Below are 25,310 nucleotides of genomic sequence, written 5' to 3' on the forward strand. Positions count from 1 at the left end.
GACAGCCGCCCTTTTCTTTGCCACACTCCCGGCAGACCATACGGGAGGTGACATGACCGATCTGCCTATCGTCGGCGCGCAGCTGAGCGTGCTCGATCTCGACAAACACCGGGACTGGCTGTTTGAGAAGAACCGCGACCTGGAGCTGCCGGAGTTCTGTCTGGCCGATATCCTCGCCAATGCGCAGCCCTTCATCGACATGGCCAAGACCAAGCTGGACGGCTGGACCGGGCGGCTTGGCATTCATGGGCCGTTTGCGGGGTTCGAGCTGGACGTGAAGGACCGCGACATTCGCGCGGTGGTGCAGAAACGGCTGGATCAGGCGCTGGACGTCTGCGCCGCCCTGAACGCGCGGCAGATGGTCATTCACTCGCCCTATGATGGGTGGGATGCCTGCAATCTGGACAACGGCCCGAAGGATAGGGAACGCCGGGTCGCTGCCGTGCTGGACACGCTGAAACCGGCCATTGCACGGGCCGAGGATCTGGGCGTCGAAATGGTGATGGAGAACATCAAGGACACCGATCCGCGCGACCGGGCCGAGGTGATCGCGGCGGCGGATACGCCCGCGCTGCGCCTGTCGGTCGATACCGGCCACGCCCATTGGGCGCATTGGGTTTGCGGTGCCCCACCGGCGGATCGGTATATCTCGACGGCGGGCGAGAGCCTTGGCCATGTCCATCTGCAGGATACCGATGGCTACGCCGACCGCCACTGGCCCATCGGACGCGGCAATATCGTGTGGGAGGCGGTGTTCCAGGCCCTGCGCAACATCAAATCCGGGCCACATCTGATCGTCGAGATCAATGATTTCGACCGGGTTGAGGAAAGCGTCGCGCATCTGGAGGCGCTCGGGTTGGCGCAGTGACTAAAGCGGGTTCGTCCCGCAATAGGTGATGTCCTTGTTATCGCAATGGCGCCCGGAACAGCGGATGCCTGCGATGACATGGCCGGGGGGCAGGCCCACGCCTCGGTTTTCGTCGCTGTGACGGGTGGTGATGCAGGTGGCACGGTCGATCTGCACCGGGAACCGGGTGCATTGCAGCGAGATGTCGTCGCAATTGTCACCGCGGCAGGCGAGGCCTGTCATCACGAAATCGCCAATGGGGCCGTCACCCGAGGTGATGCCCAGGCCCGGATTGCTGCACCAGGCGGTGTCCTGCCCGTCGGCCTCGACCCACTCTGTCCAGTCAGTGACCCCGGCCCGGCCTGCAATGGCGCGGCAGGTGATCGTGATATTGTCGCAGAAATCGCCCGAGCACTGGAAACCCGCCACCGCTGTTCCGGTCGGGCAGGCGGCGGGTGGATCCTCTTCGGACAGGGTGAAGGATTGCGCGAATGCTGTGGCGGGCAAGAGTAAAAGGATGATCAGGAGCCAGCGCATATCAGGGTCCTTTCATCTGGAGGACCGGGGCGCTGATAGACGCACCCCGGCGCAGGATTACTGGAAGCTCACCAGCAGGATTTCGATATCGCCGGGATCGGCACTGGGGCACATCTGGCGGCCGTTATTGGTGATCGCGACGGATTCCGAGCGACCGCCCGAGAGCATCGCGGTCGCGTCGGTCGCGGTTTCATTGCCGCGTAGGGTGACGCAGACGCGGGCGGTGTTGCGATCGAGGATCACGGCCCAGGTGGACCGGTCAGGCCCGACCCGTGCAAGGCGGCGATTGTCGGTGCTGATCGTGCCGCCGCTGGCATTGAGCTGGGTAATTGCGATTTGCAGGTTTCGCGGATGGCTCGGGTTGGAAAATGTGGCGATGAACTGGTCTGCCAGCGCGGCAGGGGCCGACAGAAGAAGGGCTAGGGCGGCAAGTTTGATGCGCATGATAACCTCGTCAATTAACTCGTGTGCAGGCCCGGCGGCAGGTCCGGGCCCGATGGAATCGACTGGCATGGGGCCGAGTCGTTACAGAAATACTAACGCAACCTCCTCCTATTTGTGATCGTCAATTCAAATAGACCGATACCCCCGCCAAGCCGGCCAGCGGGGTCAGGGCCATCGCCATGCCCAGATGCTGGTGGGCGCGGGAATGGGCAAGCGCGAGCGCCGGCACAAGAAGGGCCGAGAGCGCCAAGCCAGCCACCAGAGCCATCCACAGCGGCAAAGGCTGTCCCGCCATCACGGTGGCGAAGCGATGCGAGACCAGAACCGCCACGGCCAGCAAGACGGCTTGCAGGGCGCAGAGCGTGTAGATGATCCGGCGCATCATCTGGCTGTAGCAGGGCAGGGGGGCGAGAGTATCGGCTTGCATGGTCATGGCTCGGTCAGTCCGTCAGGGTGCAGAGGATGATTTCGCGGGTGTCGCAGCTGGTATCGAGGCAGGTGATGCTGTCTACGGTCAGCGGATCGGTGGGATACTGGCCCGCGTGGAACACGGCGCTGTGACAGGCGGGGGTGTCCTGGGCCAGCGCGGCGGGCAGGTGGATGCTTGCGGGTGTGGGGGCATCCAGAACCGGGCCGTCGGTATGGGCGATGGCAGGGCCGGTCAGGCCCAGATTGAGGGCGGTGCAGAAGAGGCTGGCGATCCGGCGCATGGTTGGCTTCCCTAGGTTCCTGACCATGGGTCGCGGCACCGGGCGCGGCGGTTCAATTTTCGTCTAGACCGAGGGGCTGGTGGTGCAGGCGCGAAAGATCTGCACCTCGGGTGCGGCACCGGTCAGGTCGATCCGCGCGAGGCCCTGCCCGGCAAAGGCGGTGGCCGTCCGGTTGAATTCCAGCCCGTCGAGCACGTTGCCGAAGCCCTGGTCTGTAACTGTCAGGCTATGGCCCGTTTCGTCCCGTTCGTGCCGGGTGGTGGTAATGATGTTGGGCCGGAACCCGTCGAACTGCAGGCCGAAGACGGGCGCCTCGGGCCATGGCGCGGGCGTGGTCACGGTGATGGAGTAGAGCGGCCCGTCAGGGTCATAGGTGAGCCGGATATCGGCGGCGGGGTCGGAATGGCTGAGCGTACAGAGCCGCCCCTCGCTGCCCGCCTGCCAGGCATGGGCGGGAGAGGTGAGAAGGGCGAGGAGGATCAGGGCACGCATGGCGGGATGGTAGCAGGGTTCGCGGGCGGCGGGAACGGCCCCTTTGGGCTGGCGGGTTGCCCGCAACGCTCCATCGGGAACGCCCTGCGCCCGGGGCCCGTTTCCCACGCTGCGATCAGCTGCAGCCCCGGCGGCCTTGTCGCCGCAAGGTTGCGAAGGCTGCGATGGCAAGGCCCGGGTGTCCCCGGATTTCCGGGCTAGCCCGGCCCTCTGGCCTCTGCTAGGTCGAGGCCGAACCATGACCGGACACCGATCGGGAGGGCCTGTTTTGCCGCCACAGGATCACGCAAGATCCAGCCTCGAAATGCTGGAGCCGATCTTTTCCGTCGATCTGACGGCGACCGTGATCGGCGGCATGGCCAAGACCGGCACCACCCTGCCGCTGACCCTGCTGGACGGCCACCCCGATCTGGTGACCTTCCCGGAGGAGCTGCGCTTTTTCCACATGAAGGCCGACAGGCGGGATGCGGTTCGCGCGGCCCGCAAGTTCCTGGACAATGAAAACACCCGGCGGCTGGCCAGCGGCAAAACGGATTACAGCCTGACCGACTATACCGCGCATGGGGGCACCGGATTTGGCAGCATGGATTATTCCATGTTCGACTGGGACCTTTTCGAACGGCTGATCGTCGATGGGTTTGCCGCCCATTCGGTGCCGCTGTCCCGGTTTCGGGTCGTGATCGGCGCCTATTTGCTGGCCATGGGCCGGGCGATCCCGGTCGGGCGGCTCCACTTCGTCTGCAAAGCCCCGCATAATGAACGGTTCGCGCGAAAATGGCGCCGGATGCTCGGCCCGCGGGGGCGGTTCATCCAGTGCACCCGTGACCCGATGGAACATTACCTGTCGCTTCTGAATGTCGCCCGCATGTATGACCACACGCCGCAAACCGCGGGGGCCTTTGCGCGCACTGTCCGGAAGCGGCTGCGCCTGTGGGCGATTTACCCGGCGGATCAGTTGTTCGTTCTGGATTATGACAGGCTGACGGCGGACACCGAGGCGGTGATGCACCAGTTGGCGGAGTTCATCGGCGTCCCCTTTCATGCGTCGATGCTGGAGCCGACGAAGAACGGCCAGCCGTGGCTTGGAAATTCCTCGCGCGGGGTGGTGAAAGACCGCGTATTCCGCAACAGCGCCATCGCGCGGGACCAGTTGTCGGCGGAGGATCAGCGTTGCATCGAACGCAGGTTGCACCGGTTCATGGCGCGCATGGGATATGCCCTGTCCGCCCCGGTCGGCCCGATGGAAGAGGCCCGCGATGCCCTTCGCTGGTTCGGGGAATTCCTGCGCAACAGGCGGGCCCGATAGGCAAGAGGGCCTGCGCGTGCGGCTCCGGGGGCGCGGGGAAGGGCTTTCGAAAGCCCTTTGTCACGCGGTTTCGAAACCGCGTCGCCACCGACCCTGAAACGCGTCATGCGGGTTTGATTCCGCGTCCAGGGCACCATGAGTGTGACGAGGCGATCACCCGCGCCTATCCCTGCGACAGGCTGAACGGGACCGATTCAGCGGGCAGCTCGCCGGCGTAGGGCGCCTGAGACTGCTTCAGGGTTCGGAGGAGACCCGCGCGCGGAATTTCTTTGCTGTCGTCAGGCCGGCCTCTTGCAAGGCATCGTGAAGCTTGTCTGAAAACAGGATGAGCTCCCTCTGATGCCCCTTCTCCCGCCATAGATTTGCGCCGTCATCAGCGTCCGGTCCAACGGTGACGCGTTTGGCGTTGAAATCGATCAGGCTGGTGCCTGTACTCCAATAGGTCGTAATGGTTCCGTCAGGCAACTTCTTGGGAAGCTTTGCCGGAGGCAAGTGCTTGATCGCGGATTCCGCATCGATCATCGTCTTGCGGACGGTCGTGATGTTCATCGCAAACCACTCCCCGGGAGGGGAAGAGCCATCCGGGAACTGCACATTGATGGAAAAGAACTGGTGAAGCCCTGGGTCGAGATCTTCGATGATCTGGCGGGCGGGATCCGAAACGACCCATTTACCGCTCGACCCCATGAACATATCGGGTAACGCCCTCGGCTTCTCATCAATAAAGAACTGTCGTGGCATTTCGTCCGCGGATAAAGAACGCGTGCCCTCTCCGAGCACAATGGAAACATCAAGGTATCGAGACCAGTCTGGATGTGGTTTCTGCGCCTCAAGGAACCAACCTGCTATCAACACATTATCGTTCACGGAACGATTAAATACCCAGGTCACTTGTTAACTCTCCAAATCCTCGTTTCGGGCTTTGCGCCACCACAAAGTCTGTGACCTCACCGATCCTGTTCATGCGCGTAGCGCAGTTTGGCGATCTCTTCGTTCTTGGCGATCTTGTTTTGCAGGTCCAGCGCGTCCTCGACGAAGGTCAGGTGGATGTTCACCGCCTCGCGCGCCGCATTCGGGTCGCGGGCCTGGATGGCGTCGTTGATGGCGCGGTGGTGTTCCAGCAGGATATCGCGGGTGTTGCGCTGCTTGAACATGACCTGACGGTTGTAGAACACGCCCTCTTTCAGCAGGTCGAACATCGATCGCATCATGTGCAGCATGATCACGTTATGACTGGCCTCGATGATGGCCAGGTGGAACTGCGCGTCAAGCTCGGCCTCGTCGGACGGGTTCCGCTTGTTATGGGCCTGTTCCATCTTGTGAAAGATCGTGTCGATGACCTTCAGGTCGGTATCGGTGCCCGCCTCGGCGGCGCGGGCGGCGGCGACGCCCTCCAGATCGCGGCGGAAGCCGATATAGTCCAGAACCGCCTGATCATGGGACGCGAAGAGGCGGATCAGGGCGGGAGAGAAGGCACTGCCCAGAACATCGGCCACATAGATGCCAGCCCCGGCGCGGGTGGCCAGCAGGCCACGGTCCTGCAATTCGGCAATCGCTTCGCGCAGACTGGGGCGCGACACGCCGAGCCGTTCCGACAGCTCGCGCTCGGATGGCAGGCGTTCACCTGGGCGCAGAATGCCCCGCAGGATCAGCTGTTCGATCTGGCGCACAACCGATTGCGACAGCTTCTCGGCGTCGATGCGTTGGAATGGCATGGCGGACCTCCCTCTGATTGGTCAGGTTAAATGACCAGATCGAGGGAAGTCCAGTGAAAGCGTGTGTTAGTTGGTCGGGCGGATGATGATCTCGACCCGGCGGTTTTGCTGGCGACCCTCGGGCGTCAGGTTGGTGGCGACAGGCTCGTTCTCGCCGCGGCCAAAGCTGCGAACGCGGGCAGGATCGACGCCCTGTTCCAGAAGCACACCGGCCACGGCGCTGGCGCGGCGGGCGGACAGATCCTGGTTGTAATCGGCGGATCCGGTGTTGTCGGTATGGCCGATCACGTCCACGGTCGAGGCCGGGTATTGCTGCAGGTTGCGGGCCATGGCGCGCAGGTCGGCCTGAAGGCCCGCCCGAATCGCGGCGCTGTCCGTGTCGAAGAGAATGCCATCGGGCATGGTGACCATCAGGTGATCGCCCCGGTTGTCGATGACGATATTGTCATTGGCCATCGAGGCGCGCAGGTCGGCGGCCTGCTGATCCAGCGAATAGCCGATTGCCCCACCGACAGCCGCCCCCGCCGCGGCGCCGAGCACGGCATTGCGGCCCCGGTTGTCATCATCCGCCGCCGCCCCGAGAAACGCCCCCAGCATCCCGCCAAGGATCGCCCCGTCGCGGGTGCGGTTCTGGTTCGGGTCCTGAAGATAAGCGGGTTCACAGGCGGCAAGGCCCACGGCCGATACAAGGCTGAGAGTGAGAATGCGGAAGGGGGTGTTCATATGGCTGCCTTTCCCAATAGGTCGGACCCGGTCTGATGCGGGGTTCGGCGAGACTATAGCAGCGGTTTTTCGCCGTGGCAGCGGTAAACTGCCTTGCGGCGGAATCCCGCGCACTTCCGGCGGCGCGATCCGGCAGGATATGCGGGGCAATGGCGGCAATCGTCGGTTGCATTCGCACGCGGCAGCCCTACCGTAGGAATTGTCAGACGGGGGACCTCCATGACCGATTTTCTGCTTCTCGCCTTCATCTTCCTTGTGGCCGGTGTCGTCGCCGTTCCCATTGCGTCCCGGCTCGGGCTCGGGTCGGTTCTGGGCTACCTGATTGCGGGGATCGCCATCAGCCCGGTTCTGGCGCTGCTGCATGTGGATGTGATTTCGATCCAGCATTTCGCGGAGTTCGGCGTGGTGATGATGCTGTTCCTCGTGGGGCTGGAGCTGGAACCGAAAAACCTCTGGTCGATGCGCGCGCAGCTTCTGGGGCTTGGCGGCGGGCAGGTCGGTCTGACGACGGCGGCGGTCATGGGCGTGGCGCTGGCGCTTGGCCAGCCCTGGACCGTGGCGCTGGCGATCGGGCTGGTCTTTGCGCTGTCCTCGACCGCGATTGTCCTGCAAACGCTGAATGAAAAGGGGTTGATGCGGTCCGATGGCGGGCAATCCTCTTTCGCAGTGCTGCTGACGCAGGATATCGCGGTGATCCCGATGCTGGCCTTTATTCCGCTTCTGGCGATGCCGGAGCTGGTCGAGGTGCTGAGCCACGGTGCGGGACATGGGGCAGAGGACGGCCACGGGCCGGGCCTCAGCCTTGTTGACGGGCTGACCGGCTGGCAAACGGCGCTTGTGACGATCGGAGCCATAGGGGCCGTTGTCGTGGGAGGCAACTACCTGACCACACCGATTTTCCGCTTCATCTCGGTCGCCAATCTGCGGGAACTGTTCACCGCGACCGCCCTGATGATGGTCATCGGCATCGCGCTTCTGATGTCGCTGGTGGGGCTCTCCCCCGCGCTTGGCACCTTTCTTGCGGGCGTTGTGCTGGCCAATTCACCGTATCGGCACGAGCTGGAAAGCGATATCGACCCGTTCCGCGGCCTGCTGCTTGGCCTGTTCTTCATGACCGTTGGGGCGGGGGTGAACTTTGCGCTTCTGGCCGAAAATCTCGGGGTGACGGTCGCGCTGACGCTTGGGCTGATGGCGTTGAAGGTTGCGGTGCTGCTGGTGCTGGCGGTCCTGTTCAAGATCCGCGGGGCGGACAAGTGGCTCTTCGCGCTCGGGCTGGCGCAGGCGGGGGAGTTCGGTTTCGTACTCCTCTCGTTCACCGTGGCAAACGCGGTCATTCCCGGACCTTTGGCCGATCAGCTGCTGCTGGTGGTGGCGCTGTCGATGCTGCTGACCCCGGCGCTTTTCATCCTCTACGACAAGGTGATCCGCCCGCGCTACACCGCCGGGCAGGATCGGGATGCCGACGAGATGCCCGAAGGCTCGAACGTGATCATCGCGGGGGCGGGGCGCGTTGGTGGTCTCATCGACCGCATCGTGCGCGCGGCGGGCCACCAGACCACGGTGATCGACTATTCGTCGCGCAGGCTCGACATCATGGCGCGCTTCGGGATGCGCACCTATTTCGGCGATGCGACCCGGCCCGACCTGCTGCACGCGGCGGGCATAGCAGAGGCGCGGGTTCTGGTCGTGGCCATCGACGACCGAGAGGGGATCACCCAGATCGTGCATCACGTGACCTCGACCTATCCGAATGTCCACGTGATCGCCCGGGCCACCGACCGCGACCACGTCTATGACCTGTGGCAGCATGGCTGCCGCGATATCATCCGCGAAACCTATGACAGCAGCCTGCGCATGGGACGCTCGGTGATCGAGGCCTTCGGGATCGACCGCGACCGGTCCGAGGCGATGATCGGGGCCTTCAACGCTCAGGATCGAGAGGCGATGTTGCGCGTGGCAGATGTGCACCGGCTGGACGTGCCCCCGCATGAAAACGAAGCCTATATCGCCCGCGTGGCCGAGTTCCGGGAAGAATTCGAAGAGGCGCTGACGGCTGAAATGGCCCGGATCAGGGAAGGGGGCTAGGCGCTTTCGCGCGCGTCCTCCTCCGCTGCTTCCCAGGCCAGCATGGCGCGTTTCACCGGCAGGCCCCAGTGATAGCCGCCAAGCCCGCCCGATTTGCGAAGCGCGCGGTGGCACGGGATCAGCCAGCTGATCGGGTTGCGCCCCACGGCGGTGCCCACGGCGCGCACGGCCTTGGGGTTGCCGACGGCGCCCGCGATTTCCGAATAGGTGGTGACATGGCCCGAGGGAATGCGCAGCAGCGCCTCCCATACCTTGATCTGGAAGGGTGCGCCGATCAGGTAAAGCCGCGCCTCGCCCCCCGCCGCGCCGAAGGCCGCGTCGGCCCAGGATTTCAGCGCCATCGGATCCTCGGTGAAGGTTGCATGGGGCCAGCGCGCCAGCATGTCTTCCATCGCGGCCTCTGGCCCCGTTTCGGCGGCGAAGGCGATGCCGCAGATACCCTTTTCGGTGCCCATGATCAGCGCCGGGCCAAAGGGGCTTTCATACCAGCCCCAGAAGATCTCCAGCCCCGCGCCGCCGCGCGCGTAGTCGCCGGGGCTCATCGCTTCCCATGTCACGAAGAGGTCATGCAACCGACCGGAGCCGGACAGCCCGATCTCATTTGCCGTGGCGAGTGTCGTGAACCGGTCGCGCAGCAGGTGCCGGGCGTGATCGAGCGCAAGGTATTGCTGATAGCGCTTGGGGCTGACGCCCACCCATCTCGAAAACACCCGTTGCAGGTGGGCCGGGCTCATCCCCAAGGCCCGCGCCAGATCTTCCAGCGAGGGGCCGGGGGCCGGGGCCGCGTCGATCACATCGAGCGCGCGACGGATCACGTTGTAATGGTAGGCGGTGTCGGTCATGGCGTCTGTCTCCTGCCCTTCTGTCTACAGCCCCCGCCCCGGCCCCGCGACCCGTTTCCTGCGCATCTTGGGCGTGTTGACCGACCTCCCCGCGCTTTGATGCGCGACAGGGGATAAGCGACCTGCTAGCATCGCTTCGTTTTGAATTTGAAGGAATTGCCCATGGCCGAAGAGTATTTCGGTTCGCCGTCCCAGCAGGGGCTGCAACGGCGCGCCGCCGCGATGTGGGCGCTGCTGCACGACGATCCTGCCTATTGCTGTCATGGCCGCGCCGTCGGGGTGACCGAGCCTTCGCCGGAAACGATTGGACAGCAGATCGCGCTGGCGCGTCTTCAGGGGGTCGGAGCCTGCGAAGGCGTATCGGCAGAGGACACACCCGCACGGCGGGCCGCCTTGGAGGCGGCGGGGCTTTCGCTTGACGAATATGTCAGTTGGAGGGGCGGGGCCGAGGCCATTCGGACCGCGCGAGAGGTGCTGGCCAGCCGGTCGCTGCCAGCGGGCCTGACCGTCGGGCAGGTCGATGCCGACACCCCCGCCGAGGTCATGGCGCAGCTTGATCGTGTGACCGCCTCCTGCGAGGTGCTGCTGCCCATGGGGCAGTTTCTGCGCGGGATCGCCCGTCCCGCCGTTTGCGTCTATGCGCAGACTGAGGACGGTGAAGTGGTCGCCACCTCAGCCGCCGTGGCGCAGTTCCATCCCGCAAGCAGCCGGGGGCGAGAATTCTGGTGGGGCATGCTGGCGACGGATGATCGGTATCGCGGTCAGGGGCTCGCGCTTCTGCTTGGGGCGGACTCGTTGGTGCGGATGGTCGACAGCTGCGACATGACCGGGTTTTTCACCGGGATACGGGCCGGGAATGCCCCGTCTGAACGGCTTTGCAGCAAGCTCGGCCTTGAGGCCACCGACCGCACAATCCAGATCTCCATCGCTCCGGAGGTCTTTGCCGCGACAAACGTCACCAAGTGACGGGTCCGGCGTGAGAACAGAAGGAAGCCAGCCATGATCCAGCCCCGCATTGCCACCGCCTGCTACGCCTTGGTCGTTCTGACGGGCTTTGTCACCTCGGCCTCTGCCTGCGTGATCCCCCTGCCGGAATGCACGCTCGACGGCGGCGGCATCGCTTACCTGAACGGTGACAACGCCGGCGCCGTGCATTTCACCGAGCAACGCGTTGTCGATGGGCGGACCGAGGCGCGGTCGGTTCTTGTCGAATGCACCAGCCGTCAGGGCATTGCCATCGAAGAGCCCGATAGCTGGGACGACCCATATTACGACGCCTATGACCTGATGGCCGATGCGATGTATTCCGAAGAGGCTGTGACCTTGCGCGCGCTGACGCGGGACATTCGGGCCTTGGGGGTCGAGGTGCAAAGGATCACGCTGCCCGCGGGCCATTGCGGCTGCGATCTGCCGGATATGCCGCCGCCGGAATACTACTGCCCCGAGTTCTAGGCCACATTTGCCCATGGCAATGGGCGCTGCCGTTGATCTTTCCCGCCATCCCCATTAGGGCGGGTGAAACCATTTCAGAAGCGCCGGTATCATGGCCAAGCAACTGCCCTATCACACGATCCACGAGATCTTCACCCGGTTTCAGGCCGCAGAGCCGGAACCGAAGGGCGAGCTCAATCACACCAATGCCTATACGCTGGTGGTGGCGGTGGCGCTGTCGGCGCAGGCGACGGATGTGGGGGTGAACAAGGCCACGGCCAAGCTCTTCGAGATCGCCGATACGCCCCAGAAGATGCTGGATCTGGGCGAAGAGGGGCTGATCGAGCATATCAAGACCATCGGTCTTTACCGCAACAAGGCCAAGAACGTGATGAAGCTGAGCCGCATTCTGGTCGAGGAGTATGGCGGTGTCGTCCCCTCCTCCCGCGCGGCACTGGTCAGTCTGCCCGGCGTTGGCCGCAAGACCGCCAATGTGGTGCTGAACATGTGGTGGCACTATCCGGCGCAGGCGGTGGACACGCATATTTTCCGCGTCGGCAACCGGTCCGGCATCTGCCCCGGCAAGGACGTGGACGCAGTGGAACGCGCCATCGAAGACAATATCCCGGTCGAATTTCAGCAGCATGCCCATCACTGGCTGATCCTGCACGGCCGCTATAAATGCAAGGCGCGCAAACCCGGCTGCGCCACTTGCCTGATCAACGATCTCTGCGCCTACGAGGACAAAACCGAATGAGCAAAACCTACGACGTGGTCGGCATCGGTAACGCGATTGTCGACGTGATTTCCCACGGCACCGACGATTTTCTGGCCAATATGGGCATCACCAAGGGCATCATGCAGCTGATCGAACGGGAACGGGCGGAACTGCTCTATTCCGCGATGCGCGACCGGGTTCAGGCCCCCGGCGGATCGGTCGGCAATACGCTGGCGGGGATCGGCACGCTTGGGCTGGAAACGGCCTTCGTGGGCCGGGTCAAGAACGACCCGCTTGGCCAGTTCTACGCCGAACAGATGGTCGAGGAGGGCACTGCCTTCCCGAACCCGCCTACGGATGACGATCCGCTGCCCACCTCGCGCTCGATGATCTTCGTCAGCCCCGATGGCGAGCGGTCCATGAACACCTATCTGGGCGCGGGGGCAGAGTTTTCCTCTGACGACGTGGACCCGGTCGTGATGGAAAACACGCGTTACCTGTTCCTTGAAGGCTACCTCTTCGACAAGGACAAGGGCAAGACCGCCTTTCGCGCCGCTGCTGCCGCCTGCCGCCACGCGGGCGGGCAGGCCGGGCTGACGCTGTCCGATCCGTTCTGCGTCGACCGGCACCGCGAAAGCTTCAAGCAGTTGATCGAGGACGAAATGGATTTCGTGTTCGGCAACGAGGAGGAGTGGCTGTCGCTCTACGAAACCAAGGACCTCGCCACCGCCTTGCAAGAGGCTGCGATGGTCTGCCCGCTGGTGGTGTGCACCCGGTCGGGCCATCCCGTGGTGATCCGGGCCGATGATCAGGAAATCCACGTGCCGGTGACCGAAGTCACGCCCGTAGACGCCACCGGCGCGGGCGACCAGTTCGCCGCCGGGTTCATCTATGGGCTCGCCACCGGGCAGGACCTGAAGACCTGTGGTCAGATGGGCGTCGCGGCGGCCGCCGAAGTGATCGGCCATATCGGCCCCCGTCCCAAGCGGCCTCTCAAGGTCGTGTTCGCGGAACAGGGGCTGATCTGAGTTCTGTCAGGCGGGGCTGTCCACCACCTCGAAATCATGGGTAACCTCTGCGGTCTTGGCCATCATGGCCGAGGCCGAGCAGTATTTCTCCACCGACAGCTGAATGGCGCGTTCTACCTTTGCGGGGTTCACGCCACGCCCTTTGACGATGAAATGCATGTGGATGCGGGTGAAGACGGCAGGCGTTCCCTCGGCCCGGTCGGCGTCAAGCTCCACCACCACATCCTCGATCGGCTCGCGCCCCTTTTCGAGGATCGAGACCACGTCATAGGCCGAACAACCGCCGGTGCCGATCAGCACCAGCTCCATCGGGCTGGGGCCGGGGGTGGTGCCGTCCTCTTCCTTGGTGCCGAAGACGAAATTATGGCCGGTGCCGGACTTGCCGATGAAGGTCCGGTTCTCGGCCCATTTCACGCGCGCTTTCATTGTGCTGCTCCGCTAGAGGGATTTGCCGCCTCATAGCGCAGCCGGGCCGGGGGGCCAAGCGGTCAAGATCATGCTTGGGGGATAAGGAACCATAGCTCGATGCGGCCCAACCCGTCCTCGATCTCGCAGGTCAGCTGCACGAGCGCGGGATCTGTGTCGGCATGGCGCAGAACCATGTTATTGCTGACATCGCAGTCGCGCAGGATGTCGATGGCGGCGGGATCGAACGGATGCGGGCCAATACTGCCGCCACCGACCGTATGAGGCGGCAGGATTTGCAGACTGGCGCGCAGGCTGTCCCGCATCCGGGCGGTGAGCTCGGACAGGGGCAGGTGATAACGCGCCGGGCCGGAAAATCCGAACCCGTCGAGGTCCAGCCCGCTCTCGCTCAACGTGATTGCTGAGGGTGTCCCGAACCGGGGCGGGTCCAGAGGCCATGCGTCGAAGTCGTGATACAGGTCATAGGGGTTGGCGGGCGCAGACAGCGGCAGGGTTTCGACGCGCGGATCGCCATCCGGCCCCCGGTCAACCACCCTTGCCACGCCCTGAAACCCCCGGTCATCCCCGCCAGACAGGTTGCGGAAGACCAGCAGCGTATCGGTCTGGGTCACGCCGTGCAGACCGTGATTGTCCCGCGTTTCGCGGATCAGAAACAGCGTATCGGCGTTGCGCGCGAACAGTCTGTCGCGGATGTCCATCGTGCGGGGCGGCGTTGCCATGACCGGCAGCGCCCCGACCAATAGCACCGCAAGCAGCGCCCTAGTCGCCCAGTTTCGCATGAACCTCGTCCAGGTCGATCTCTCCCACGGGCATCTTGTTGGCCGGGTTCTCGAAATCGTATTTGAAGAGCTGGAAGTCCTTCTTGTAGATCTCGTAGACCAGATGCATCGACAGGTCGTCGAAATAGTCCTCTACCGGATGCGCGCGCTTTGGGCCGTGGCCCTCGGATTCGTTGAAGCGCGGGATCGTGGCCAGGTCGAGCGAATGCTTGGTCTCGATATTGTCCAGCACCTGCTGCATCCCGTCGTTGAAGCTTTCGGTCCAGAAGATCTTGTCGTAGCGCCCGCCGTTGACGATGAAGGTCGAGATATGACCCGACATGGCCGACCAGTGAATGTCCGGGTCCATCGGGCGGCGCCAGCGGATGGTGTCGCGGGCAAAGAGCAGGAAGCGGCGGAAGCTGGCGATCTGGTCGAACTCCTCCTTGCCGTCATCGCCGCCCACCTCGATCCCGTATTTCTGGATCAGAAGCGGCACGAGGTTGCCCCGGTAACGTTTGCCGTTCCTCTGAATGCCGCAGATCTTGTCGAAAAAGCTCGACAGGATGCGGGCGTAGGGGTTGCGCACGCAGGTGAAGGCGTAGGAGCCATGCCCACGCACATTCGCCTCGATCAGCGGCTGTGACGCGTCGAAGGCCCATTTGTGCATGCCATCCTTGGCATCGTGAATATCACCATCAAAAAACGCACCGTTGTCCGAATAATACATGATCTGCCCGATGGTTGAGCAGGCACATTTCGGAACCACCCGATAGACGACGCTTTCGCTCTCTGTCATCCAGGTCCCAGGGAAACCCATACTGCCTTTCCTCCGACGGTTTTTTGCCCGAACCACGGATTGATCGGGCTTTCATGAAACTCTAGGCTGTCTTTACCTGCTATCAACTAGTAATGGCACAACAATAAGGAAAGTTTGAGGCGTCTGTTTCGCAAATGGCAAAAATTGCCTTCATCTTGTTGTGTCACAAAGACCCTGAGGCGATCATCCTGCAGGCGCGCCGTCTGACGGCGGCTGGCGACTGCATTTCCATCCATTTCGACGCCCGCGCCGGGGCCGACAGCTATGCCCGCATCCGCGAGGCGCTGGACCAGAACCCGTCGGTGACCTTTGCCAAACGCCGGGTCAAATGCGGGTGGGGGGAATGGTCGCTGGTACAGGCGACGCTGAACGCGGTGCAGGCGGCGGTGGACGCTTTCCCCGATGCCACCCATTTCTACATGCTGTCGGGCGACTGCAACTCGATCAAATCTGCGGCCTATGCCCATGAGTTCCTCGACCGCCACGACAAGGACTATATCGAAAGCTTCGATTTCTTCACCTCGGGCTGGATCAAGACCGGGATGCGGGGCGAACGGCTGATCTATCGCCATCTGGTCAATGAGCGGAAGCACAAGCGCCTGTTCTACTGGCTGATGGATATGCAAAAGCGGCTGCGGCTGGACCGCGCGATCCCCGATGACGTGCAGATCATGATCGGCAGCCAGTGGTGGTGCCTGCGCCGCGCGACGATCGAGAAGATCCTGCAATTCTGCAAGGACCGCCCCGATGTGATCCGCTTCTTCCGCACCACATGGATCCCGGATGAAACCTTCTTTCAGACCCTTGTGAACCACCTTGTGGCGGTGCGGGAGATTGAGACGCGGACGCTGACCTTCCTGATGTTCACCGATTACGGGATGCCGGTCACCTTCTATAACGATCATTTCGACCTGCTGCTGTCTCAGGACTTCCTCTTCGCCCGCAAGATCAGCCCCGAATCGACCGAACTGAAGGAAAGGTTGGGGGAGTTGTGGGTCTCGGACCGGCGCGATTTCGCGATCTCGGACGAGGGCAAGAAACTCTTTGAATTCCTGTCGGGCCGGGGCCGCATCGGCCGCCGCTTCGCGCCGCGCTTTTGGGAAAGCGAAAGCACGCTTGGGCAGGACCGAGAATTGCTTATGCTCGTCTGCAAGAAATGGCATGTCGCCAAGCGTCTTCTGACCGCTGCGAAACGGGTTACCCGCACCCGTGGGCTGGAGTACATGTTCGATGAGGCAAGCTGCGAGATTCCGCATCTGGGCGGGCTGGAACGCACGCTGGACAAACGTAACCGCCACCGCCGCGCGGTGATGAAGCTTCTGTTCGACTATTACGAGGTGGACCGGCTGATGATCTGTCTCGACCCTAACAATGTCGACCTGATGCGCGATTTCATGTCGGACAAGTCGAACAACCGCATCCTCGAAATCCAGTGCACCTTCGACGACGACTACCTAATCGGCCACGCGCATCGCGTGGGTCTGGCGCGCGAAGAAACCCCGCCCGAGGTGGTGGAACATCTGCTGCCGACATTGCGCCATGAGTTCGACTATGAGGCGGTGCGCATCCGCGAGGCGGGCTTCGGCAACCATTTCCGCATCCATCAGGACCGCAGCCTCGAGGAGAACGCCACCGTTCTGGCGGACTATTTCAACCTCGATATGGACGCCGCCCGCGAAATCGCCAATACCCCCTATCTGTTTGACGACTGAGGAATATCCGCATGGCCTATGCCTATGACGACCAGAACATCTTTGCCAAGATCCTGCGTGGCGAGATCCCCAACAGCACGGTGATGGAAACCGAGCATACGCTCGCCTTCAACGACATCGCCCCGCAGGCCCCGCATCATGTGCTGGTCATTCCCAAGGGGCCCTACGTGACCCACGATCATTTCGCGGCCGAGGCCAGCGACGCCGAGATCGCCGATTTCACCCGTGTTGTCGGTGCCATCTGCGCGGGACTTGGCATCCAGCCGGGCGAGGGCGGCGAGGGTTATCGCCTGATCTCCAACGCGGGCGAGACCGGCGTGCAGGAGGTGCCGCATTACCACATGCATATCCTCAGCGGCCGTCCCCTTGGCCGGATGGTGAAAAAGGCGGACTGACGCAGGACAAACGGATCGGCCTTGCCGGGGGCGGGCCGATTTGCCATATGTCGAAGCGTTGCAAGCCCCCGTTTGTTGCGAAGGATCGCCAGCCATGACCATTGACGCCCCCGAAACCGAAGTTGTGACCAGCTGGCGCGTGGCCTGCGACGGCGGCGAAGGCGCGCTCGGGCATCCCCGCGTGTGGCTGTCGCTGGACCGTGACACGGGCGAGGTCGAATGCGGCTATTGCGACAAGAAATTCATCCACGCTTCGTTCGCGGATAAACAGAACGGCTGATCCCCGCCGATCCGCCCGATTGCCCCAAGGTCATCCGCTCGTCCCGCTTTGTCCGTGACCGGACCGGTGCTATCTATGGGTTATGGCACTCCACCCTGATCCCGTTCCGATGCCCCATGCGTCCCGGATCTATACCCGGGCGGAACTGCTGAGCGATGCCATCGTCCACCTCGCGGCCCTGATCCTTGCCATCGGCGCGGTGCCGGTGCTGATCACGCTGACCGCCATGTGGCAGACGGGGGCGCCGGGGATCGTGGGCGTGTCGATCTATGGCGCGTCACTGATTGCGATGCTGACCGCCTCGCTGCTTTACAACCACCTGCCGACACCCGACTGGCGCGATTTGCTGCGCCGGTTCGATCACGCCGCCATTTACCTGAAAATCGCCGGAACCTACACGCCCTTCGCCCTGCTGTCCGGCACCGGGACGGGCATTCTGGCGGTGATCTGGACCGTGGCGCTGGTGGCGACCATCGGCAATTTCCTGGTCCGCAAATGGTCCACATTAATCGGCGTCCTCATCTGCCTCGGCATGGGATGGGCGGTGGTCATCGGCGGGCGCGACCTGCTGGCGCTGATGTCGACCCCGGTCGTGGTGCTGATGGTGGTGGGCGGGCTGCTTTATTCGACGGGCACGGCCTTCCTGCTGCTCTCTCGCATGCGCTTTCACAACACCATCTGGCACGGCTTCGTGGTGGCGGCATCGGCGGTCTTCTTCGTGGCCATCTTTATCCACGCCGCGCAGGTCGCCTGACCCTCGCCAAAGCCCGACCCCCGCGCTACACAGGGGGCCTGACCAACGCGAACAGGGACGGCACATGGCATTCGGTAAAGGGCATCATCTGCATCTGGTCGACGGCTCGGCCTTTATCTTCCGCGCTTACCACGCGCTGCCGCCGCTGACGCGCAAATCCGACGGGCTGCCGATCGGGGCGGTGTCGGGGTTCTGCAACATGCTGTTCAAGCAGATCGAGGATAACAAAGGCCCCGATGCGCCCACCCATGTGGCGGTGATCTTCGACCATTCCGGCAAGACCTTCCGCAACGATCTGTATGATCTCTACAAGGCCAACCGTCCGCCCGCGCCCGAAGACCTGGTGCCGCAGTTTCCGCTGACCCGCGAGGCCACCCGCGCCTTCAACATCGCCTGTATCGAGCAGGAGAATTACGAGGCTGACGACATCATCGCCACCTTCGCCCGACAGGCACGCGAGGCGGGGGGGCGCTGCACCATCATCTCTTCCGACAAGGACCTGATGCAACTGGTCGGTGGCGGGGTCGAGATGCTCGACGCGATGAAAAATGCCCGCATCGACAGCGAGGGCGTGGAGGCCAAGTTCGGCGTCGGGCCGGATCGCGTGGTGGATGTGCAATCGCTGGCCGGTGACAGTGTCGACAACGTGCCGGGCGCGCCTGGGATCGGCATCAAGACCGCCGCTTTGCTGATCAATGAATATGGCGATCTGGAAACGCTGCTGGAGCGCGCGGAAGAGATCAAGCAGCCCAAACGGCGGCAGACGCTCATTGATTTCGCCGACCAGATCCGCCTGTCGAAACAGCTTGTGACGCTGGATGATCAGGTGCCGATGGAGGTCACGCTCGACGATCTGGAATTGCGCGACCCGGAGCCAGAAGTGCTGCTGGAATTCCTCGCCCAGATGGAATTCCGCACACTGACCAAGCGGATCGCCACGCAACTGGGGATGGACGCGCCTGATATCCCAGAACCCGCCGCCGTTGCCGCCAGCAATGATGCCCCCGCGCCTGAGGCCGTGCCCTTCAACGCCGACGCCTATGAATGCGTCCGCGACGCCACCACGCTGGCCGCCTGGATCGCCAAGGCCCATGCGCGCGGCTACGTCGCGGTGGACACCGAAACCACCAGCCTGGATGAAATGACCGCCGATCTGGTGGGCGTCTGCCTGTCGGTCGAACCGGGGCAGGCCTGTTACGTGCCGCTTCAGCACAAGGAAGGCGAGGGCGATCTTTTCGGCGGCTCCGCGCTCGCCGAGGGGCAGATGGGGCTGGAGGACGCGCTGGCGCTCTTGAGGCCGATGCTGGAGGACCCGAGCGTCCTCAAGATCGGGCAGAACATGAAATACGACGCCAAGATCTTCGCCAATTACGGGATCACCGTCGACCCAATCGACGATACGATGCTGATGTCCTACGCGATGCATGCGGGGCTGCACGGGCACGGGATGGATGCCCTGTCCGAGCGCTACCTTGGGCATGAGCCCATTCCGATCAAGTCCCTGCTTGGAAGCGGAAAATCGGCGATCACCTTCGATCTGGTGAAGATCGACGAGGCGGTGAAATACGCCGCCGAGGATGCCGATATCACGCTCCGCCTCTGGCAAAGCTTCAAGCCGCAACTGCACCGCGAAAAGGTCACGACCGTCTACGAAACGCTGGAACGCCCGCTGGTCCCGGTGCTGGCCCGGATGGAACGCCACGGCGTCAAGGTCGACCGCGATACGCTTTCCCGCATGTCCAATGCCTTCGCCCAGAAAATGGCGGGGCTGGAGGCGGAAATTCATGAGCTTGCGGGGCGCAGCTTCAACGTGGGCAGCCCCAAGCAATTGGGCGAAATCCTGTTTGATGAAATGGGGTTGGCAGGCGGCAAGAAGGGCAAGACCGGAGCCTATGCGACAGGGGCCGATGTGCTGGAAGACCTGGCCGCTGAGGGCCATGATCTGCCCGCGCGGGTGCTGGACTGGCGGCAGCTCAGCAAGCTGAAATCGACCTATACGGACGCGCTACAGGACCATATCAACCGCGACACGGGCCGGGTGCATACGAGCTATATCCAGTCGGGCGCCTCCACCGGGCGGCTGGCGTCCACGGACCCGAACCTGCAGAACATCCCCGTGCGCAGCGAGGAAGGCCGCCGCATCCGCGAGGCCTTCGTGGCGGAATCCGGTAACGTTCTGGTGTCATTGGACTATTCCCAGATCGAACTGCGCATTCTGGCCCATATCGCCGGGATCGACGCGCTGAAAGCGGCGTTCAAGCGCGGGGATGACATCCACGCGATGACCGCGTCGGAGATGTTCAACGTGCCGATGGAGGACATGACGCCGGAGATCCGCCGCCGCGCCAAGGCGATCAATTTCGGGGTGATCTACGGCATTTCCGGCTTCGGTCTCGCGCGCAACCTTCGCATTCCGCGGGGCGAGGCGCAGGAGTTCATCAACACCTATTTCGAACGCTTCCCCGGTATCCGGGATTACATGGACGCGACGAAAGAGTTTGCGAAATCAAAGGGCTATGTGCAGACGCTCTTTGGCCGCAAGATCCACACCCCCGAGATCAACGCCAAGGGCCCGCGCGCCAGTTTTGCCTATCGCGCGGCGATCAACGCGCCGATTCAGGGCACTGCGGCGGATGTGATCCGGCGGGCGATGATCCGCATGGAGGACGCCATAGAGGGGCTGCCCGCGAAGATGCTGCTGCAGGTGCATGACGAACTGATCTTCGAGGTCGAGGAGGGGTCTGCCGATGCCTTGGTCGCGCGGGCGCGCGAGGTTATGGAAGGCGCGGCGGAGCCTGCCGTGAAACTGGCCGTGCCGCTGGTCGTGGATGCGGGTCAGGGCGCGAACTGGGCCGAGGCGCATTGAGCCAAAAACAGGGGGGTGCCATGCGTACACCCCCTGTGCACCCCCCGTACACCCCCTGTGCAGACAGAATGCGAAACCGGCGCGTGACGCGGGTGCGTGCGGTGTGAGCAGGGGCGGGTGCATAGGGGGCAGGTGATGCCGAGCCGACAAGGGATGCTAGCGGGCACAGCGCGCGATGGGATTGCCTCCAGGGGTGGTTCGGCAGCGCAGGGGTGTGACTTTATGGACTGGGACCCGAAGGCGACGTCTGACCTTGAAGCGCTGCGGTCGGTCTATGACACGAATGGTGACGGCAAGCTGACGAGCGCGGACAGCACCTGGTCCCAGTTCCGGGTGGCGGTGACGGAACCGGACGGGAAGCTCAGCTATCACACGCTCGACGCGCTCGGGATCACCGAGATCGACCTGATGGGCGATGCGACGCATATTGAGCTGCCGGATGGCTCGGTGATCACCGGACAGACGACGTTTACCATGAACGGCCAGACCCGCACGGTAAATTAGGGTCAGGGCTTCGGTAAAGGGGTCGTTTCAGTCAAGCGGTTTTACGCAGAATGATTGATCTGCCAGAGCGGTTCAGTTGTAGCTTCTCGTGCCCACCCTGCGCCCTGTCGCGGCTTTCGGCTGAGATCCTTGGGGTACATGCTTCGGTTCGTGGTAAGCGCCGCGGTCGAAGCTTGCGATCATTCGGGCCAGCCCTCGAACCAATGGCGGGCAGGCCCTCATTATTGCTGCTCGGATGGCGTGCGCGGTCGTGGCGCAGCCGTGACGAATTTGTCCCATAGGGCTTCCTTCCATTCCGACGAATAGATCGCACCATCAAATAGTGGGATCAAACACCTGGCAGGTGCTATCGCGGGTGCACAGGCAGGATTCTTTGCCGGGACAGTTACTGGTGGTCCAGCTTGGGTCCTGACCAAACGCTCTAGTGGGTCCGATCCGGCCATCGACGGCTTCGCGCAAGAGGACCCGCGTTCGCAGGGGCCGGGTGTCTCCTGTCAAACGACATCATAGTCGGGGAAACCTGACCTCAGCCCCACTTGGCGCGGCCAGCCAAACCGGTTAAGTCTGACTCTTGTAGGCAGGACGGGCCTTTTGACATGAGTGCAGACCACAAGTTCCTGATCGAGCAGATCGCGCAGGGCGACAAGCAAGCCTTGGCGGCGCTTTACCGTGCCCTCGAACGGCCCGTCTACAAGTTTATCGTGTCCAGATTGAACGATCCCCACGAGGCGAGCGACATACTCCATGAAGTGTTCATGGATGTCTGGCGTTCCGCCGGCCGCTTTGAAGGGAGATCGAAGGTGCAAACCTGGATTATGGGCATAGCCTACCGAAAGAGCATCGACGCGATGCGCAAGCGCGGCCGTATGGACCTGACCGATGAAACACCGGACATGGCAGATGACGGCCCCGATCAGGAGACCTGCCTTGCAGCCGGCCAGGAGGCCGCGCATGTGAGGCATTGCCTGGAGACGCTGAAGGACGATCACCGCTCGGCGATCACCCTGGCGTTCTATCAGGACATGACCTATGGCGAGATCGCCGAGGTCGCGGGGGTGCCCGAGGGCACGATCAAGACCCGTATCTTCCATGCCAAGAAACTGTTGATGCGCTGCCTGTCTGGCCGCGTGGAAAGGGGTGTGGCATGAGCTACCAGGATATTCACGAATTGCTGCCCTTCCGGGCGAACGGAACCCTCGAAGGCGCCGATCTGGCCGCCGTGGACGCGGCCCTGGCCGAGGATGCCGACCTGCGCGCCGAACTGGCCGCGCTGACCGCCATCCGCGCCACGATGCGGGCCGAAGAGGTAGCCAGCCCCGGTGATTTCGGTCTGGCCCGGCTGATGCGCGATGTCGATGCCGAAACCCATGTGGCCGCGCCCGTTGCCGCCAATGACAACGTGGTGCCCCTGTCGCGTCTTCGGATCTGGCAGGTCGCTGCCGCCGTGGTGTTGGCCGTTGGTATCGGCTTCAACCTGCCGCAGATCGGGCCGGGCTCCGCCCCCATGGAGCGGGCCGAAAGCGAACCTGCGGGCTTTACGCTGGCCAGTGGCGGTGCCGCTGCCGACTTCACTGTGGTCTTCGCGCCCGACGCGACCGAGGCGGAACTGCGTGCCCTTCTGCTGCAGGCCGGTCTGGAAATCGTTTCCGGCCCCTCGGCGCTTGGCATCTACGGGCTTGGCCTGATCGACGCTGAAATGTCGGATGCCGCATTTGCAGCGCTGTCGGCTTCGGCTATTGTCGAGGACGTGCAATAGTCCCTTTCAAAGGCCCTGCTTATGTCTCGTCTGATCATCCTAGTCGCCGCAGCTTTTCTGCTCACGCTTCAGGTGGGGGCTGCGCAAGCCCAGATCGAACCCACCGACCCGGCAACCGGGGGACCGACCAGCCCCGGAGAGTGTGACGGGCCGTGCTACCCCGACGATCACCAAGACGAATATGGTTATGAAGATGAACGGGTAGATGCCAATAATTCATCACAACCTCGCGTCGTGACATCTCCATCGGGTCTGCCTGAATACATCGTCAGCGGTCCGATCTCGGAATTCGACGCCTCTCGGAATGGCCTGACCGACGCCGGGGCGCAATTGCTGCGCTATCGTGATCTGCCTCTGCTCGGCATCCGCATTGCCATCTACGATTTCCGCCTGCGCCTTGGTGTGCGCCGGGCCAACATGATTCTCGACGATGTGGCTCCGAATACCCAGGTGGGGCGCCACCACATCTATGAGTTGTCTCAGGCCCGCCCCCGCGTTTACGCCGCCGATATGATTGGCGATGCCTCCCCCGGTGCCTGCCCGGTGGGGCGTCGGTCGATCGGTCTTATCGACGGGCCGGTTGACCCGGACCACCCGGCGCTTTCCGGAGCGCAGATCGTGACGCAGAGCTTCCTCGGCGATGGCGAACGCCCGCCTGCGGGCAATCACGGAACCGCCGTGGCGGCGCTGATCGTGGGGCAGGACCCGTCCGGCGCGCTTGGCGGCTTCGCCCCCGGTGCTGCGCTGTACGCCGTCTCGGCCTTCACGGAGTCGCGCGGTGATGTCGGGGCGGATATCGAACGCATTGCCACCGCCATCGAATGGCTGCTGCAACAGGATGTGCGGCTGATCAACATGTCCTTCGCGGGGCCGGAAAACACTGTGCTGTCGGCTGTTCTGGACAGCGCTGCCGCGCGCGGGGCGATCATGATCGCCGCCGCGGGCAATGACGGGCGCGAGCGGGCCGCCTATCCGGCGGCGCACCCTTCAGTCATCGCCGTAACCGCCGTCGACGCCGCTTTCCGCCGGTATCGCGATGCCAATTACGGCGACCATATCGAGTTCTCGGCCCCCGGTGTTGATATCTACGTGGCCTCGTCGCGCGGCGGCAACTATGCCTCCGGCACCTCCTATGCCGCCCCTATCGTTACCGCACTGGCGGCCCGGCTGGGGGCAGGCGGCGGGCTGAGCCTGACCCAGATCCGTGACCGCCTGCGCGGCTCGGCGGTGGATCTTGGGCCGGATGGCTTCGATTCCGAATTCGGCTGGGGTCTTGTGCGCGGCGGTTGCTGAAACCGCATATTGCAAGAGTGATCCTTGAGGAACCGGCCTGTTGCGGGCCGGTTTCTTGCGTTTCCGGCTTTTGCCACGATGAAATCGGGATGGGATTTTGAACCGAGGCCGGCCACCGTCCGACCAACAGGTATAAGGGCGGATTTTCCCGCCGGATGCCATAACGATCAGGACCCAAGCCATGACCCGTTTTCTTGCCCCCTTTTCCTCTGCCGCCCGCCGCGCCATCGCAGGCGATCACCTTCGGGTCCGCAGCAGTGCCGCCGGATCGCAGCGTGACCTGGTGGCGGTGCCTACCCGCGACACCGCCCCTGCTTCCCGCGCCCGGCTGACCAATTTCCGCCGCGCCATTCAGGGCTGAACCATCGGTGTTTCCGTGGCCACTGTCACCTGCCACGGACTTGTCCCTCGTCTGACCGATCCCGCTTTTCCGTCCCGATCGGCACCTTTCCGGCCCGTATTCTTCATGAGTGCGGGCCTTTTTTTGTACGTGGCCCGCCAGTTCGGCGCGCGGATCGAAAAAAATCTGAAAAACTTTGAACCAAGTCGACACGTCCCCCGACCTACTCCTGTATCGCGCAGATGTTCTGCGCTGCAGGTGAGGGAGCACAACGTGTCACGATTTCTGAAGTGCATGCTGACATTTGTCTCGGTCAGTGTGAAACGCGTTCCTTCCCCGATTGCCTTGGATTTCTGGCAACCGCTGCCCGCTTGTTATGGCCAGGCGATCAGTGGTGATGACGAAATCATTTCCCAATATCGCAGCCACTTGTTTTCCGTCTAACCGGCTGCTTTCCCGGCGCCGAACACCCCCCGTCCTTAGTTCGGTGCCCCGATGCCCGGTCCTCCCCCGGACCGGGCATCTTCT

Annotated in this window: 30 protein-coding genes; 18 read left to right on the plus strand and 12 right to left on the minus strand. The window is 63.2% G+C overall.

The features are described from left to right. The first annotated feature begins 52 nt into the window (after nucleotides 1-52). On the plus strand, nucleotides 53-868 hold the full coding sequence (locus EP237_RS00285) for a sugar phosphate isomerase/epimerase family protein (RefSeq protein ID WP_127556913.1): 816 nt from the start codon (nucleotides 53-55) through the stop codon (nucleotides 866-868). Here the strand turns inward: EP237_RS00285 and EP237_RS00290 are convergent, their stop codons facing one another. The 5 genes from EP237_RS00290 to EP237_RS00310 all read right to left on the minus strand — a co-directional run bounded on the left by EP237_RS00290 (nucleotide 869) and on the right by EP237_RS00310 (nucleotide 3,030). Then, nucleotides 869-1,384, minus strand: a complete 516-nt coding sequence (locus tag EP237_RS00290) for a hypothetical protein (RefSeq protein WP_127556915.1) — start codon at nucleotides 1,382-1,384, stop codon at nucleotides 869-871. 57 nt (nucleotides 1,385-1,441) lie between these two features. Further along, the gene (locus EP237_RS00295; protein WP_127556917.1) at nucleotides 1,442-1,828 is read right to left on the minus strand and encodes a hypothetical protein; all 387 of its coding nucleotides are present in this window, start codon (nucleotides 1,826-1,828) and stop codon (nucleotides 1,442-1,444) included. Nucleotides 1,829-1,949: 121 nt separating this feature from the next. Next, nucleotides 1,950-2,261, minus strand: a complete 312-nt coding sequence (locus EP237_RS00300; RefSeq protein ID WP_127556919.1) for a hypothetical protein — start codon at nucleotides 2,259-2,261, stop codon at nucleotides 1,950-1,952. A gap of 7 nt (nucleotides 2,262-2,268) precedes the next feature. Next, entirely contained in the window at nucleotides 2,269-2,538 is a 270-nt protein-coding gene (locus tag EP237_RS00305; protein ID WP_127556921.1) for a hypothetical protein, read from the minus strand. Nucleotides 2,539-2,601: 63 nt separating this feature from the next. Beyond that, on the minus strand, nucleotides 2,602-3,030 hold the full coding sequence (locus EP237_RS00310; protein WP_127556923.1) for a hypothetical protein: 429 nt from the start codon (nucleotides 3,028-3,030) through the stop codon (nucleotides 2,602-2,604). Nucleotides 3,031-3,334: 304 nt separating this feature from the next. Here EP237_RS00310 and EP237_RS00315 point away from each other — a divergent pair, with 304 nt between their 5' ends. Further along, the gene (locus tag EP237_RS00315; protein WP_164744567.1) at nucleotides 3,335-4,336 is read left to right on the plus strand and encodes a sulfotransferase; all 1,002 of its coding nucleotides are present in this window, start codon (nucleotides 3,335-3,337) and stop codon (nucleotides 4,334-4,336) included. A 234-nt stretch (nucleotides 4,337-4,570) separates the two neighbouring features. Here EP237_RS00315 and EP237_RS00320 read toward each other — a convergent pair whose 3' ends face one another. From EP237_RS00320 to EP237_RS00330, 3 genes are all read right to left on the minus strand, one after another. Beyond that, a complete protein-coding gene (locus EP237_RS00320) occupies nucleotides 4,571-5,227 on the minus strand; it encodes an imm11 family protein (RefSeq protein WP_127556927.1) in 657 nt (218 codons plus the stop codon). Nucleotides 5,228-5,283: 56 nt separating this feature from the next. Next, complete coding sequence (locus EP237_RS00325; RefSeq protein ID WP_127556929.1) at nucleotides 5,284-6,051, minus strand: FCD domain-containing protein; 768 nt, start codon at nucleotides 6,049-6,051, stop codon at nucleotides 5,284-5,286. A gap of 66 nt (nucleotides 6,052-6,117) precedes the next feature. Then, nucleotides 6,118-6,774 (minus strand): YiaD family glycine zipper/OmpA-like lipoprotein, encoded by a 657-nt coding sequence (locus tag EP237_RS00330; RefSeq protein ID WP_127556931.1) that lies wholly within the window; start codon nucleotides 6,772-6,774, stop codon nucleotides 6,118-6,120. A 219-nt stretch (nucleotides 6,775-6,993) separates the two neighbouring features. On the opposite strand from EP237_RS00330, the gene EP237_RS00335 reads away from it, so the two are divergent. After that, nucleotides 6,994-8,859 (plus strand): cation:proton antiporter domain-containing protein, encoded by a 1,866-nt coding sequence (locus EP237_RS00335; protein ID WP_127556933.1) that lies wholly within the window; start codon nucleotides 6,994-6,996, stop codon nucleotides 8,857-8,859. Here EP237_RS00335 and EP237_RS00340 read toward each other — a convergent pair. After that, entirely contained in the window at nucleotides 8,856-9,701 is an 846-nt protein-coding gene (locus EP237_RS00340) for a methylated-DNA--[protein]-cysteine S-methyltransferase (RefSeq protein ID WP_127556935.1), read from the minus strand. The genes EP237_RS00335 and EP237_RS00340 overlap by 4 nt on opposite strands. A 162-nt stretch (nucleotides 9,702-9,863) precedes the next feature. Between EP237_RS00340 and EP237_RS00345 the strand changes: the two genes are divergently transcribed. From EP237_RS00345 to EP237_RS00360, 4 genes are all read left to right on the plus strand, one after another. Next, on the plus strand, nucleotides 9,864-10,667 hold the full coding sequence (locus EP237_RS00345; RefSeq protein ID WP_127556937.1) for a GNAT family protein: 804 nt from the start codon (nucleotides 9,864-9,866) through the stop codon (nucleotides 10,665-10,667). 33 nt (nucleotides 10,668-10,700) lie between these two features. After that, entirely contained in the window at nucleotides 10,701-11,153 is a 453-nt protein-coding gene (locus EP237_RS00350; protein WP_127556939.1) for a hypothetical protein, read from the plus strand. A gap of 91 nt (nucleotides 11,154-11,244) precedes the next feature. Further along, a complete protein-coding gene (gene nth, locus EP237_RS00355) occupies nucleotides 11,245-11,889 on the plus strand; it encodes an endonuclease III (protein ID WP_127556941.1) in 645 nt (214 codons plus the stop codon). Then, nucleotides 11,886-12,878 carry an adenosine kinase gene (locus tag EP237_RS00360; RefSeq protein ID WP_127556943.1) on the plus strand — a complete coding sequence of 331 codons (993 nt, stop codon included), beginning with the start codon at nucleotides 11,886-11,888 and terminating at the stop codon, nucleotides 12,876-12,878. Before nth ends, EP237_RS00360 begins: the two co-directional genes overlap by 4 nt. A 6-nt stretch (nucleotides 12,879-12,884) precedes the next feature. On the opposite strand, the gene EP237_RS00365 is transcribed toward EP237_RS00360, so the two are convergent. The 3 genes from EP237_RS00365 to EP237_RS00375 form a co-directional block, all read right to left on the minus strand. Then, complete coding sequence (locus EP237_RS00365; RefSeq protein WP_127556945.1) at nucleotides 12,885-13,304, minus strand: OsmC family protein; 420 nt, start codon at nucleotides 13,302-13,304, stop codon at nucleotides 12,885-12,887. Nucleotides 13,305-13,372: 68 nt separating this feature from the next. After that, nucleotides 13,373-14,083 carry a hypothetical protein gene (locus EP237_RS00370; protein WP_127556948.1) on the minus strand — a complete coding sequence of 237 codons (711 nt, stop codon included), beginning with the start codon at nucleotides 14,081-14,083 and terminating at the stop codon, nucleotides 13,373-13,375. After that, the gene (locus EP237_RS00375; RefSeq protein ID WP_127556950.1) at nucleotides 14,064-14,882 is read right to left on the minus strand and encodes a sulfotransferase family protein; all 819 of its coding nucleotides are present in this window, start codon (nucleotides 14,880-14,882) and stop codon (nucleotides 14,064-14,066) included. Before EP237_RS00375 ends, EP237_RS00370 begins: the two co-directional genes overlap by 20 nt. A gap of 134 nt (nucleotides 14,883-15,016) precedes the next feature. On the opposite strand from EP237_RS00375, the gene EP237_RS00380 reads away from it, so the two are divergent. The 11 genes from EP237_RS00380 to EP237_RS00435 all read left to right on the plus strand — a co-directional run bounded on the left by EP237_RS00380 (nucleotide 15,017) and on the right by EP237_RS00435 (nucleotide 25,226). After that, nucleotides 15,017-16,594 (plus strand): DUF5928 domain-containing protein, encoded by a 1,578-nt coding sequence (locus tag EP237_RS00380; RefSeq protein ID WP_127556952.1) that lies wholly within the window; start codon nucleotides 15,017-15,019, stop codon nucleotides 16,592-16,594. Nucleotides 16,595-16,605: 11 nt separating this feature from the next. Continuing rightward, nucleotides 16,606-16,989 (plus strand): HIT domain-containing protein, encoded by a 384-nt coding sequence (locus EP237_RS00385; protein WP_127556954.1) that lies wholly within the window; start codon nucleotides 16,606-16,608, stop codon nucleotides 16,987-16,989. 94 nt (nucleotides 16,990-17,083) lie between these two features. After that, nucleotides 17,084-17,269 (plus strand): zinc-finger domain-containing protein, encoded by a 186-nt coding sequence (locus EP237_RS00390; RefSeq protein WP_127556956.1) that lies wholly within the window; start codon nucleotides 17,084-17,086, stop codon nucleotides 17,267-17,269. Between the two features lie 82 nt (nucleotides 17,270-17,351). Next, on the plus strand, nucleotides 17,352-18,023 hold the full coding sequence (gene trhA / locus EP237_RS00395) for a PAQR family membrane homeostasis protein TrhA (RefSeq protein WP_127556958.1): 672 nt from the start codon (nucleotides 17,352-17,354) through the stop codon (nucleotides 18,021-18,023). A 64-nt stretch (nucleotides 18,024-18,087) separates the two neighbouring features. After that, a complete protein-coding gene (gene polA / locus EP237_RS00400; RefSeq protein ID WP_127556960.1) occupies nucleotides 18,088-20,889 on the plus strand; it encodes a DNA polymerase I in 2,802 nt (933 codons plus the stop codon). A gap of 222 nt (nucleotides 20,890-21,111) precedes the next feature. Beyond that, a complete protein-coding gene (locus tag EP237_RS00405; RefSeq protein ID WP_127556962.1) occupies nucleotides 21,112-21,393 on the plus strand; it encodes a hypothetical protein in 282 nt (93 codons plus the stop codon). A gap of 596 nt (nucleotides 21,394-21,989) precedes the next feature. After that, complete coding sequence (locus tag EP237_RS00415; protein WP_127556966.1) at nucleotides 21,990-22,541, plus strand: RNA polymerase sigma factor; 552 nt, start codon at nucleotides 21,990-21,992, stop codon at nucleotides 22,539-22,541. Next, nucleotides 22,538-23,149 (plus strand): hypothetical protein, encoded by a 612-nt coding sequence (locus EP237_RS00420; protein WP_127556968.1) that lies wholly within the window; start codon nucleotides 22,538-22,540, stop codon nucleotides 23,147-23,149. The genes EP237_RS00415 and EP237_RS00420 overlap by 4 nt, the downstream gene beginning before the upstream one ends. Before the next feature lie 21 nt (nucleotides 23,150-23,170). Then, nucleotides 23,171-24,442, plus strand: coding sequence for a S8 family serine peptidase (locus EP237_RS00425; RefSeq protein ID WP_127556970.1), 1,272 nt, complete (start codon nucleotides 23,171-23,173; stop codon nucleotides 24,440-24,442). 181 nt (nucleotides 24,443-24,623) lie between these two features. After that, the gene (locus EP237_RS00430; RefSeq protein ID WP_127556972.1) at nucleotides 24,624-24,803 is read left to right on the plus strand and encodes a hypothetical protein; all 180 of its coding nucleotides are present in this window, start codon (nucleotides 24,624-24,626) and stop codon (nucleotides 24,801-24,803) included. 105 nt (nucleotides 24,804-24,908) lie between these two features. Continuing rightward, nucleotides 24,909-25,226, plus strand: a complete 318-nt coding sequence (locus tag EP237_RS00435) for a hypothetical protein (RefSeq protein WP_127556974.1) — start codon at nucleotides 24,909-24,911, stop codon at nucleotides 25,224-25,226. Nucleotides 25,227-25,310 lie beyond the last annotated feature (84 nt).

Source organism: Nioella ostreopsis (assembly GCF_004000255.1).
In the GTDB taxonomy this organism is placed as follows: Bacteria; Pseudomonadota; Alphaproteobacteria; order Rhodobacterales; family Rhodobacteraceae; genus Nioella; species Nioella ostreopsis.